This window comes from Flavobacterium xizangense, from assembly GCF_054075145.1.
Genome location: NZ_JBSIPG010000001.1, coordinates 819045 through 832116 on the forward strand (window position 1 = coordinate 819045; position 13072 = coordinate 832116).

The following is a 13072-nucleotide window of genomic DNA, read 5'->3' on the forward strand; positions in this document are numbered from 1 at the left end:
AGTTATAATATTATTGAGCTAAAAAAATATAGGAAACAATTGCGCAAAGTCCTAAAACAAAGGCAAAAAGATATAATCCGATACTTCCGGTTTGTAATTTTTTTCCTTGGAATGATAGTTCATTCGCCACTTTGGCTAATCCAAAAACAAGTGCAGATAAACCAGTTTCAACATAATCTCTAAAGATTTTTGATAAACCGTTTACAGGACGTACAAATACAGCATCATAAAGTTCATCAACATAATATTTGTTGTAAAGCACTTTTGCTACACCAGTAATATTTTCGTCTGATTCAGGAACATTATCTTGTTTAAAGTATTTTATGTAAGCAATTAAAATTCCTAGTAAACATCCTAATACTGCAACTCCCATTAAAGTATATTCAGTTGTGCCTAAGTGGTGTTCTTCTCCTGCTGCTTTTGTGAAAAGAGGTGCTAAATATTCATTCAGCCAGCTGTTTCCTGGTAAACTAATTAATCCACCAAATGCAGCAAGAATTGCTAAAATAATAAGTGGGATAGTAATTAGGGAACCGCTTTCGTGTAAGTGATGTTTTTGTTCTTCAGTTCCTCTAAATTCTTTGAAGAAAGTCAAGAACATTAAACGGAACATATAGAAAGCTGTCATGATTGAAGCGATAGAGCCAACAACATATAATGGAATGCTATGGTGGAAAGCAGTCATTAAAATTTCGTCTTTAGAGAAGAAACCTGAAAGTAAAGGGAAACCTGAAATTGCCAATGAAGAAATCAACATAGTCCAGAAAGTAATTGGCATTGCTTTGCGCAAACCTCCCATGTTACGCATATCTTGTTCTCCGTGTAATCCGTGAATAACAGATCCTGATCCCAAGAATAAACAAGCTTTAAAGAAAGCGTGTGTGATTACGTGGAAAACAGCTACTTCATAAGCTCCAAATCCTAATGCTAAAAACATTAATCCTAATTGTGAAACGGTAGAATAAGCCAATACTTTTTTGATATCGTTTTGAACTAAACCAATTGTAGCAGCAACTAATGAAGTGATAGCTCCAATTACTGCAATTACGGTTTGAACATCAACTGCTAAATCAAAAACAAAGTTTAATCTTGTTACCATGAAAATACCAGCAGTAACCATCGTAGCAGCGTGGATTAATGCAGAAACTGGAGTTGGTCCAGCCATCGCATCAGGTAACCAAGTATATAACGGAATTTGAGCAGATTTACCACAAGCTCCAATAAATAAACATAAAGCAGCTAAAGACAGTAATGGTAAATTTAAGTTAGCAGCTCCAGCAATTGCCGTTTTTAAAGTTGCATAATCTAATGTAGAGAACATTGATCCGATGATAAACATACCAATCAAAAGACCTAAATCTCCGATTCTGTTCATGATGAAAGCTTTTTTTGCAGCATCATTGTAATCTTGGTTTTTATGCCAGAATCCAATTAATAGGTAAGAACAAAGTCCAACACCTTCCCATCCGATGAAAAGAACTAATAAGTTGCTTCCAATTACAAGCGTAATCATAAAGAATACGAACAGATTCAAATACGCAAAAAACTTGTGCATATTCTCATCATCATGCATATAACTGATAGAGTATAAATGAATCAAAGATCCAATTCCGGTTACGAAAAGCAGCCAAAGAACAGATAATTGATCTAATAAAAATCCAAGATTGATTTTTAAGTTGCTAATTTGAATCCAATCAAATAAAGTAACTTCAATTGCTTTTCCAGTTGAAGTAATTTGATTAAAAAGTACAAGAGTAACGATGAAAGAAATTGCAACTGCAACAGTTCCGATTGCTCCAGAAACTGTTTTTCCTAAGCTTTTTCCAAAGAAAACATTGATTAGAAATCCTAAAAAAGGAGTTAATACTAAAAGTAAAGCTAAATTAATATCCATTTCTTTTTATCCTTTTAAATTTTTTAAGTTATCGATACTAATTGAGCCAATGTTTCTGAAAATAGAAACCAGAATAGCTAACCCAACTGCAACTTCTGCTGCAGCAACGGCCATCGAAAAGAAAACAAATACTTGCCCCTGTGCATCCTGATGATATGTTGAAAAAGCCACAAATAAAAGGTTTACAGCATTCAGCATGATTTCGATCGACATAAAAACGATAATAGAATTTCGTCTGTATAACACACCAAAAACACCAATACAAAAAAGTACAACACTTAAAAAGATGTAATTTTCAATACCTATTTGATTTAATATATTACCCATTATTTATTTAATTTTTCTTTTTTAGACAATAATACAGTTCCAATCATCGCAACCAAAAGTAAAATTGAAGCAAATTCAAATGGCACCATATATTCGTTCAATAATATTTTACCCAATACTTTAATTGATTGGAAATCTTCACCAGTTGAATCGTATTCACCCACAATTGGCTTAGAGTTGATGAAAATTGTAATCAAAACAATAACAATCAAACAAAAAGAAACAATGGCACCCAAGCGTGTAATTCTTGGTCGGTGTACATCTTTTTGTTCGTTTAAGTTCATTAGCATAATCGTAAACAGGAACAAAATCATAATGGCTCCAGCGTAAACTATTATGTGAACAATTGCTAAGAATTGAGAGTTTAATAATAAATAATGACCAGCGATAGAGAAGAAACAAATCACTAAGTAAATAGCGGAGTGAATTGGGTTTCTGCTAAAAATAGTCAAGAAAGCAGTGATTACTGTAATAAACGCTAAGATACAAAATATCACTCCTACAGGAGTTGCGTTTGCAAGATCAGGAATGTGTATCATTAGTTAGCGTTGTTAAGTTGTGAATTTTTGATAGCCATTTCTAAAGGCATCACTAATTTGTCTTTACCAAAAATGAAATCTTCTCTTTCATAACTGGCAGGAACTAATACTTTAGATTCTGTCAAGTAAATTGCATCTTTCGGGCACGCTTCTTCACATAAACCACAGAAAATACAACGAAGCATGTTGATTTCATAGATCTCAGCATATTTTTCTTCTCTGTATAAATGTTTTTCATCCGCTTTGCGTTCTGCAGCTTTCATTGTAATGGCTTCAGCAGGACAAGATAATGCACATAATCCACAAGCAGTACAGTTTTCACGGCCTTGCTCATCGCGTTTCAACATATGTTGACCACGATAAACAGGACTCATTGTACGTACCTGTTCAGGATAATGAATCGTAACTTTTTTTCTAAAAAGATGTTTCAGCGTAATCGCCAAACCTTTTACAATCGCCACAAGATACAATCGTTCCAAAAAAGTCATGTCCTTATTTGACACCACCTTTTTTCTACCCGATAATGATATAGTTTCTATTGACATTTTTACTATTATAATTTATGATTCAAAATTTGATCAGTCAAATTCAAATCTATTTTGTTTTTATTTGAAGCTAATTATGGTTTTTAGAACCCTAAAGCTGCTGCGATATCGTGTCTTAAAATAACAGCACCCGTAATCATAATATTAATAATCGAAAGCGGAATCAAAATTCTCCAGCCTAAGTTCATTAATTGGTCATATCTAAATCTTGGAATCGTCCAACGTACCCACATGTAAAAGAATATGAAGAAACATATTTTTACAAATAATACCGCAATTCCTAATAAGTTAGCAGTATTTACACCAACGTTTTCTACCATCCATTGCATTCCAGGATAGTTGTAACCACCAAAGAATAATACAGAAATAATAGTAGCAGAAGTAAACATACTTGCATATTCAGCAAATAAATAGAATCCCATTTTCATGGAAGAATACTCCGTATGATAACCTCCAATTAATTCGCTTTCGCATTCTGCTAAGTCAAAAGGCGTTCTGTTAGTTTCAGCAAATGAACAAATCAGGAAAATTAAAAATGATAAAGGCTGATAGAAAACATTCCAGTTCATTCCTTGTTGTTGTAAAGACATTTCTCTTAAACTCATTGTTCCGGTCATCATCAATAATGCAATCATTGATAATCCCATTGCAACTTCATAAGAAACCATTTGAGAAGCTGCACGAACAGCTCCCATTAACGAGAATTTATTGTTTGAAGCCCATCCACCAATCATGATACCATAAACTCCAACAGAAAGAACGCCAAAGATGTATAATAAAGCAATATTTACATCAGTTGCCTGAAGAATAACTTCTCTTCCAAAAATCACTAAATGATCTCCCCACGGAATTACAGCACTTGTCATTAAAGCTGTACTCATAGCAATAGCAGGACCCACAACAAATAAAAATTTATTAGGAGTATTTGGAAAAAATTCTTCTTTAGAAAATAATTTCATACCATCAGCAAGAGGTTGTAATAAACCTCCCCATCCAGCGCGGTTTGGTCCAACACGATCCTGAAGGAAAGCTGCAACTTTACGTTCAGCCCATGTAGAATACATCGCCATAATCATGGTTACAGCAAAAACTACAACAATTACAACACTTTTTTCTATAATAAACGCACCATCTACCATCATTAAGAATTTTTGTTGTTAGTGTTTAATGGAATTTCAGCCATACTGATTTTTTTACGGTCAATATCTCTACCCAGAAGAATATTCTTTTCAGTATCGATTTGTACTTTCTCTAATTTTTGAGTGTAATTGTTTTGGTTGATAACAGAATCTTTTTCAAATTCTCTTGGTCCTTCAATAACCCAATCATTCACATCTTTGTGGTCAAAACGACAAGAGTTACAAATGAATTCTTCAACTTCATGGTACTCGTCTTTACGACCCGTTACACGTTGAATTTCTCCACCAAACATCCAAACTGTTGTTTTTCCACAACATCCTGGAGTCGTACATTCTCTGTGTGCATTATAAGGTTTGTTAAACCAAACTCTTGATTTAAAACGGAAAGTTTTGTCTGTTAAAGCTCCAACCGGACAAACGTCAATCATGTTTCCAGAAAACTCATTGTCGATTGCTTTAGAAATTCCAGTTGAAATATTAGCGTGGTCACCACGATCTAATACTCCGTGAACTCTGTTGTCTGTTAATTGATCTGCAACTTGTACACATCTTTGGCATAAAATACAACGGTTCATATGCAGTTGAATATTTGGACCAATATCTTCTGGCTCAAATGTTCTTTTTTCTTCAATAAAACGTGATTTCGGATTTCCGTGCTCAAAACTTAAATTTTGAAGATCACATTCACCAGCCTGATCACAAATAGGGCAGTCTAACGGGTGATTGATCAATAAAAATTCTGTTACAGATTTACGCGCTTCGGTAACTCTGGCAGAAGATTTACTGTTTACTTCCATTCCATCCATACATCCTGTTACACAAGATGCCATCAATTTTGGCATTGGTCTTGGGTCAGCTTCACTACCTTTAGAAACTTCAACTAAACAACAACGGCATTTTCCGCCGCTGCCTTTTAATTTTGAGTAATAGCACATGGCTGGCGGAACCAAATCTCCACCAATCATACGTGCAGCCTGCAGGATCGTTGTTCCTGGCTCTACGTCTATACTTTGACCGTCTATGGTTACTTTCATCTCTATATTTTGTTTTTTTAGTTTCAGGTTTAAAGTTTCAGGTTGAACTTGAAACTAAAAAAACTTGAAACTTGAAACTATTTTAAACTGTTTGTTTTCCTACTAAATGCTTTACTTGTGAAAAAGGTTCAGCAACAAAGTGATCTCTATTCTTAATTTTTTCAGGAAAACGAACGTGATATTCAAACTCATCTCTAAAGTGACGAATTGCTGCTGCTACTGGCCAAGAAGCGGCATCACCAAGAGGACAAATTGTGTTTCCTTCAATTTTACTTTGAATACTCCAAAGTAATTCAATATCTTCTTCACGGCCTTGACCGTTTTCGATTCTCCATAAGATTTTTTCCAACCATCCTGTTCCTTCACGGCAAGGTGTACATTGCCCACAAGATTCGTGGTGATAGAAACGAGCAAAATTCCAAGTGTTTCTAACGATACAAGCTGTGTCATCATAAACGATAAATCCCCCTGAACCTAACATTGATCCCGTAGCAAAACCACCATCACTTAAAGATTCGTAAGTCATTAAACGATCTTCGCCATTTGCTGTTTTGAAAATCAATTCAGCTGGTAAAATTGGCACAGAAGAACCTCCTGGCACAAATGCTTTTAATGGACGACTTGAAGACATTCCGCCTAAATATTCATCAGAATTCATGAATTCGTCAACACTTAAGCCTAGTTCAATTTCGTAAACACCAGGATTTTTAATATTTCCAGATGCAGAAATTAATTTAGTTCCTGTAGAACGTCCAATTCCAATTTTAGCATAATCGTCACCAGAATTGTTTACAATCCAAGGCACTGTTGCGATAGTTTCAACATTGTTTACCACTGTTGGATTTGCCCAAAGTCCAGAAACCGCAGGGAAAGGTGGTTTAATACGAGGATTTCCTCTTTTACCTTCCAGAGATTCAATAAGTGCAGTTTCTTCTCCACAAATATAAGCTCCGGCTCCACAGTGAACGTGTAACTCTAAATCGTAACCTGTCCCTAATATATTTTTTCCTAACCAGCCTGCAGCTTTGGCTTCGGCGATTGCTCTTTCTAAAATTTTGAAAACCCACATATATTCTCCACGAATGTAGATATACGAAAGGTTCGCGCCTAAAGCGTAACTTGAAGTAATCATTCCCTCTATCAATAAGTGAGGAATGAATTCCATCAAATAACGATCTTTGAAAGTTCCTGGTTCAGATTCATCGGCGTTACAAACTAAGTGTCTTGGTTTTCCTGATTTTTTATCAATAAAGCTCCATTTCATACCGGCAGGGAAACCCGCACCGCCACGACCACGAAGACCTGATTTTTTCACTTCTTCAGTGACTTCATCCGGCGTAAGTGTTTTTAAAGCTTTTTCTACAGAAGCATAACCACCATTTTGGCGATAAACTTCGTAGGTTTTAATTCCAGGAATATTGATTTTATCTAATAATATTTTTTGTGACATCTTATTTATCGTGTAATATTATTTTATCATCTCTGCAATCAGCGATTAACTGATCGATTTTTTCTTCTGTCAATTTCTCTTTGTAGAAATCTCCTAGCTGCATCATTGGAGCATATCCGCAAGCGCCTAGACATTCTACACCAGCAATAGTGAACATTCCGTCTGGAGTTGTTTCGCCCATTTTAATGCCTAATTTTTCAGAAGTATAATCCATTAAATTTTCGGCACCGCTTAAACAACAACAAGAAGTCTGGCAAAATTCAAACATGTATTTTCCAATTGGCTTTTGGTTGAACATGGTATAAAAAGTAACCACTTCATAAACCTCAATCGGTTTTATCTGAAGAATTTCGGCAACTTTATCTTGTAGTTCAATACTAAGCCAGTTATTGTGTGCATCCTGAACTTCATGCAAAACAGGCAATAAAGCCGATTTTTGTTTGCCTTCCGGATAATGACTAATCAATTCATTGATACGAGCAATCAATGCCTCAGTCATATTTATTTCTTGTTTGTAATGTTTACGTTCCATTTTTATTTTAGATTTTAGATTTTAGATTTTAGATTTTTCAATCTTTGTCCTTAATCCGTATTCTGCAATCTTTGTTAGTTTTTAGACCTTTTGATCTGAATTCTTCAATTCTATATTAAGCTTAGATTTCAATCTAAATTTTAAAATTTGCTATGCAATTTAAAATCTAAAATCTTCAATCTAAAATTTTTTACGCGTCTAATTCTCCAGCAATTACGTTTAAACTCGAAAGGATAACAATTGCATCAGAAAGCAACGATCCTTTAATCATTTCAGGATATGCTTGATAATAAATAAAGCACGGTCTTCTGAAGTGTAATCTATATGGAGTTCTACTTCCGTCTGTAACTAAATAAAAACCTATCTCTCCATTTCCTCCTTCAACAGGGTGGTAAATTTCGGCAACCGGAACAGGAACTTCTCCCATTACGATTTTAAAGTGATAGATTAAAGATTCCATCGAATTGTATACATCTTCTTTTGGAGGAAGGTAATAATCAGGAACCTCTGCATGATATTCGTTTCCAGCTGGCATTTTTTCTAATGCCTGACGAATAATGCTTAAACTTTCCCAAACTTCAGCATTACGAACACAGAAACGATCGTATGTGTCACCTGATTTTCCAACAGGAACAATAAAATCAAAATCTTCGTATGATGAATAAGGTTGTGCAACACGAACGTCATAATCTACTCCTGCAGCGCGTAAGTTTGGACCTGTAAATCCGTAAGCCATTGCTTTTTCAGCAGAAATTGCACCTACATTTACAGTTCTGTCAAGGAATATTCTGTTTCTTTCGAATAAGTTTTCGAATTCTTTCCAGGCAACTGGAAATTCTTCAAGGAAAATATCTAGTTTTCTGAAAGCTTCTGGAGACCAGTCTCTTTCAAAACCACCAATTCTTCCCATATTTGTAGTCAAACGAGCTCCACAAATTTCTTCGTAGATTTCGTAGATTTTTTCTCTAAATTGAAAAACGTATAAGAAACCTGTATACGCACCAGTATCAACACCAAGAATCGAGTTACAGATTAAGTGATCGGTAATACGAGCAAGCTCCATTACAATAACTCTTAAATACTGTGCTCTTTTTGGAACTTCAACACCTAATAGTTTCTCTAATGTCATCCACCATCCCATATTATTAATAGGAGAGGAGCAATAGTTCATACGGTCTGTAAGAGGCGTGATTTGATAGAAAGGACGATTTTCGGCGATTTTTTCGAAAGCTCTATGGATGTAGCCAATAGTTGGTTCAGCCTCTAGAATTCTTTCACCATCCATTAATAGGATATTTTGAAAAATACCGTGAGTCGCAGGGTGAGTTGGTCCTAAATTCAGAACTGAAAGCTCGCTTCCGTCTTCGTTTAGTTTCTCTTTGATTATTTTAGCATAACGATGCTCTGGTGGTAATAATAGTTCTGACATTTTATAATGTTGAATTATTTATTTTTAGCAATTTGTTGTTGTTCTTCCAAAGAACCTGTCATCTTTATCAGTTCTTCCGCTGTCTTCCATAGGGAATTCTTTTCTCATTGGGAAAGACACCATTTCATCCATATTTAAAATACGTTTCAGCTGTGGATGGCCAATAAAGTTGATTCCAAAGAAATCATACGTTTCTCTTTCCATCCAGTTTGAACTTAAGAAAATATTCGAAATTGATTTAATCTCTGGTTTTTCGCCGTTTAGATAAACTTTGATTCTAATACGTTTGTTTTCATACCAGTTGTGTAAATGATATACCACTGCAAACTGACGTTCAGTTTCGTTGTCAGGATAATGAATTCCACATAAATCTGTTAAGAAGTGAAAACGTAAATCAGAATCGTTTTTTAGGAATAGAATTAAGGCTGTGATTTTATCAGCCGAAGCTTCTAAAGAAAAAATATCTCTTTCTTCTTGAAAGTTAAAAACATCGTTGTTGAATGTTTCTGTAAGTTTATCTTGTATCTGGGTATTTTCTAAAGCCATCTTATGAAATGTTATAGGAAGCTAATAATTCTTGGTATTCTGGAGAACTTCTACGTCTTACAGATTCGCTTTTTACCAATTCTTGTAATCTCATTACACCGTCTACGATTTGTTCTGGTCTTGGAGGGCATCCAGGTACATAAACGTCAACTGGGATTACTTTGTCAATTCCTTGTAAAACGGAGTAAGTGTCGAAAATACCTCCTGACGAAGCACATGCTCCAACAGCAATTACCCAGCGAGGCTCAGACATTTGTTCGTAAACTTGTCTTAAAATTGGAGCCATTTTTTTTGAAATAGTTCCCATTACTAATAACATGTCTGCCTGACGAGGAGAGAAACTCACACGCTCAGAACCAAATCGTGCTAAATCATAATGTGAAGCCATTGTTGCCATGAATTCGATACCACAGCATGAAGTCGCGAAAGGAAGCGGCCATAATGAGTTAGCTCTTGCTAAACCAACAACATCGTTAAGTTTTGTAGCGAAGAATCCTTCTCCTACAACTCCCTCTGGCGGTGCAACCATATTTACTTTTGAATCGCTCATTTTTTTATTTTAGATTTTAGATTTCTGATTTTAGATTTTTACAAATCGTGAAAACCGAAATCAATATTTAAAAATCAGTATTGTATTTTGAGAAATTTATTTTTCAAATCTAAAATTCTAAATTGAACCAATCTAAAATCTAAAATCTGAAATCTAAAATTCTTTATTCCCACTCTAAAGCTTTCTTTTTGATGATGTAAAAGAAACCAACTAAAAGTAAAGCCATGAAAACGATCATTTTAAGCATTCCTTCGATGCCTAAATCTTTAAAGTTTACTGCCCAAGGATAAAGGAAGATTACTTCTACGTCAAACAAAACAAATAAAATAGCAACAAGAAAATATTTTACCGAAAAAGGGATACGTGCATTTCCAACAGATTCAATCCCGCACTCAAAGTTTTTGTCTTTAACTTCAGAGGTTCTTTTTGGGCCTAATTTTCCGGAAATAATAATTGTTCCTACTACAAAACCAACAGCCAGAATGAACTGCATTAAAATTGGAATGTAACTGTATTGATCAGATTGCATAAACTTAGGGTTTTTACTTAAAGAATAAGCCACAAAGATAACTTTCAACTATGTAAATCACAAACTAAAGAGGGATATAAGTAGGTTGCGAAACGAGGTTTATATCTAATTTTTATTGATTATAAATAAGAAAGTCTTTTTTTAATATTTTTTTAAGAAATGACCAAAAAAAAACGTCCCGATACTTCGAGACGTTTTTAAAACCATTCAGAGGCAAAAAAAATAAATTGCTATATTTTTCTTAGATTACTGCTACTTTAGCAGCAACTTTCCCTTTTCTTCCTTCTTCTTCTTCGTAGCTTACACGGTCACCTTCGCGTAATTCTTCCGCGTTAATTCCTGAAGCGTGAACGAAGATGTCCTTTCCTGTTTCTTCGTCTGTAATGAATCCATAACCTTTAGATTCATTGAAAAATTTTACTGTACCTGTACGCATTGTAATTGTAATAATAATTTATAATAAAGCAAATGTAACATATTAACTAATACAAAAGACATGTACGTGTTAATTTTTTGTAAAAATTATTGATTTACAGTGTTTTTACGTGGTTTATTGCATCTATTTTTATATGAAATACCATAATTTGAGAATCGTTTATTGTAGGAATATAGGAAAAACGGAATTGTAGGAATTTTTTATGTTGATAAGTGTAAAATTTGCAATTATTCTTAAAGATTTAGAAATAAAAAAAGCAGCTGAAATTTTCAGCTGCTTTTTAGTATAATTTAATTTTTTAAAATTTAAATAGCATCAATTTTAATGTGCAATTCTTTTAATTGTGCATCGTCAATTGCTGCCGGAGCATCAATCATAACGTCGCGTCCAGAATTGTTTTTTGGGAAAGCGATGAAATCTCGAATAGTTTCCTGACCTCCTAAAATAGCTACAAGTCTATCTAATCCAAAAGCTAATCCTCCATGTGGTGGTGCTCCAAATTGGAAAGCATCCATTAAGAAGCCGAATTGCGCTTTTGCTTCTTCTTCGGTAAATCCTAAATATTTGAACATTAATTGTTGTGTTGCTTTATCATGAATACGAATTGATCCACCGCCAATTTCGTTTCCGTTTAAAACCATATCGTAAGCATTTGCACGAACTTTTCCAGGTTCTGTTTCCAATAAAGCCATATCTTCTGGTTTTGGAGATGTAAACGGGTGGTGCATAGCATGGTAACGACCGCTTTCTTCATCTAATTCTAGTAATGGGAAATCAACAACCCATAATGGAGCAAATTCTTCAGGATTACGTAATCCTAAACGAGTTGCTAATTCCATACGAAGTGCAGAAAGCTGCGCTCTTGTTTTGTTTGCCGGACCTGAAAGTACAAAAATCATGTCACCAGGATTTGCTTCCGTTGCTTTTGCCCAGTTTGCCAAATCATCATTATCGTAGAATTTATCTACAGATGATTTATATGTTCCGTCTTCGTTACATTTCACATAAACCATTCCAGAGGCTCCAACTTGTGGACGTTTAACCCAGTCAATTAACCCATCAATTTCTTTACGAGTATAATTTCCTGCTCCCGGAACTGCAATTCCCACAACTAATTCTGCCGAATTAAATACAGGGAATTCTTTGTGTTGTGCAAATTCGTTTAACTCGCCAAATTTCATCCCGAAGCGAATGTCCGGTTTGTCGTTTCCGTATGTTTTCATAGCATAGTCGTAGGTAATTCTAGGGAATTTTTCTACTTCTATTCCTTTAATTTCTTTTAATAAATGTCTTGTCAAACCTTCAAAAACATTTAAAATGTCCTCTTGTTCAACAAATGCCATTTCGCAGTCAATTTGTGTAAACTCAGGTTGACGGTCAGCGCGCAAATCTTCGTCACGGAAACATTTCACGATTTGGAAATATTTATCCATTCCGCCTACCATCAATAATTGTTTGAAAGTTTGTGGAGATTGTGGCAATGCATAAAACTGTCCTTCGTTCATACGGCTTGGTACAACGAAATCTCTTGCACCTTCAGGAGTAGATTTGATTAAGTATGGAGTTTCAACTTCACAGAAATCTAAATCAGATAGATATTTGCGAACTTCCATCGCTACTTTATGACGAAATAATAAGCTGTTTTTTACCGGATTTCTTCTGATATCTAAATAACGGTATTTCATTCGGATATCTTCCCCACCGTCCGTTTCATCTTCAATTGTAAATGGAGGAGTTAAAGCCGAATTCAGAATAATCAATTCAGAAACTAAAATTTCGATTTCACCAGTCGGGATGTTTTTGTTTTTGGCTTCACGCTCAATAACAGTTCCTTTTACCTGAATTACAAATTCACGTCCAAGAGTTTTGGCCAATTCAAAAACGGTTTTATCGGTACGACTTTCGTCGAAAATAAGTTGTGTAATTCCATAACGGTCGCGTAAATCGACCCAATTCATAAATCCTTTATCGCGTGATTTTTGAACCCAGCCCGCAAGCGTAACTTCGGTATTAATATTTGAAGCGTTTAATTCGCCGCAATTATGACTTCTATACATGATCTCAATTTTAGACTGCAAAAGTAAACACAAAATTCAAATTAAAATAGCAAAGTGATAAGCTG

14 protein-coding genes are annotated in these 13072 nt (G+C 34.8%); all 14 read right to left on the bottom strand.

The features are described 5' to 3' along the window. Positions 1–10 precede the first annotated feature (10 nt). Positions 11–1894, bottom strand: coding sequence for an NADH-quinone oxidoreductase subunit L (gene nuoL / locus ACWA1B_RS03430; protein WP_456904471.1), 1884 nt, complete (start codon positions 1892–1894; stop codon positions 11–13). Positions 1895–1900: 6 nt separating this feature from the next. Continuing rightward, a complete protein-coding gene (gene nuoK, locus ACWA1B_RS03435; RefSeq protein ID WP_012023318.1) occupies positions 1901–2221 on the bottom strand; it encodes an NADH-quinone oxidoreductase subunit NuoK in 321 nt (106 codons plus the stop codon). Next, positions 2221–2760: an NADH-quinone oxidoreductase subunit J family protein gene (locus tag ACWA1B_RS03440; protein WP_035646238.1), complete on the bottom strand. Its 540-nt coding sequence runs from the start codon at positions 2758–2760 to the stop codon at positions 2221–2223. The genes nuoK and ACWA1B_RS03440 overlap by 1 nt, the downstream gene beginning before the upstream one ends. Then, a complete protein-coding gene (locus ACWA1B_RS03445) occupies positions 2760–3305 on the bottom strand; it encodes a NuoI/complex I 23 kDa subunit family protein (protein WP_035646235.1) in 546 nt (181 codons plus the stop codon). The genes ACWA1B_RS03440 and ACWA1B_RS03445 overlap by 1 nt, the downstream gene beginning before the upstream one ends. Before the next feature lie 83 nt (positions 3306–3388). Then, positions 3389–4447 (bottom strand): NADH-quinone oxidoreductase subunit NuoH, encoded by a 1059-nt coding sequence (gene nuoH, locus ACWA1B_RS03450; protein WP_456904472.1) that lies wholly within the window; start codon positions 4445–4447, stop codon positions 3389–3391. After that, the gene (locus ACWA1B_RS03455) at positions 4447–5478 is read right to left on the bottom strand and encodes an NADH-quinone oxidoreductase subunit G (RefSeq protein WP_456904473.1); all 1032 of its coding nucleotides are present in this window, start codon (positions 5476–5478) and stop codon (positions 4447–4449) included. Before ACWA1B_RS03455 ends, nuoH begins: the two co-directional genes overlap by 1 nt. Positions 5479–5560: 82 nt before the next feature. Beyond that, entirely contained in the window at positions 5561–6928 is a 1368-nt protein-coding gene (gene nuoF, locus ACWA1B_RS03460; RefSeq protein ID WP_456904474.1) for an NADH-quinone oxidoreductase subunit NuoF, read from the bottom strand. A 1-nt stretch (position 6929) separates the two neighbouring features. Beyond that, positions 6930–7460 carry a complex I 24 kDa subunit family protein gene (locus ACWA1B_RS03465; protein ID WP_456904475.1) on the bottom strand — a complete coding sequence of 177 codons (531 nt, stop codon included), beginning with the start codon at positions 7458–7460 and terminating at the stop codon, positions 6930–6932. Between the two features lie 190 nt (positions 7461–7650). Then, positions 7651–8889 (bottom strand): NADH-quinone oxidoreductase subunit D, encoded by a 1239-nt coding sequence (locus ACWA1B_RS03470; protein WP_456904476.1) that lies wholly within the window; start codon positions 8887–8889, stop codon positions 7651–7653. A 24-nt stretch (positions 8890–8913) separates the two neighbouring features. After that, positions 8914–9435 carry an NADH-quinone oxidoreductase subunit C gene (locus tag ACWA1B_RS03475; protein ID WP_456904477.1) on the bottom strand — a complete coding sequence of 174 codons (522 nt, stop codon included), beginning with the start codon at positions 9433–9435 and terminating at the stop codon, positions 8914–8916. Between the two features lies 1 nt (position 9436). Further along, complete coding sequence (locus tag ACWA1B_RS03480; protein ID WP_035646217.1) at positions 9437–9985, bottom strand: NADH-quinone oxidoreductase subunit B; 549 nt, start codon at positions 9983–9985, stop codon at positions 9437–9439. Positions 9986–10148: 163 nt separating this feature from the next. After that, positions 10149–10514 (bottom strand): NADH-quinone oxidoreductase subunit A, encoded by a 366-nt coding sequence (locus tag ACWA1B_RS03485; RefSeq protein ID WP_035646215.1) that lies wholly within the window; start codon positions 10512–10514, stop codon positions 10149–10151. 241 nt (positions 10515–10755) lie between these two features. Continuing rightward, on the bottom strand, positions 10756–10950 hold the full coding sequence (locus ACWA1B_RS03490) for a cold-shock protein (protein WP_007137066.1): 195 nt from the start codon (positions 10948–10950) through the stop codon (positions 10756–10758). A 305-nt stretch (positions 10951–11255) separates the two neighbouring features. Further along, positions 11256–13007 (bottom strand): aspartate--tRNA ligase, encoded by a 1752-nt coding sequence (aspS, locus tag ACWA1B_RS03495; protein ID WP_456904478.1) that lies wholly within the window; start codon positions 13005–13007, stop codon positions 11256–11258. Positions 13008–13072 lie beyond the last annotated feature (65 nt).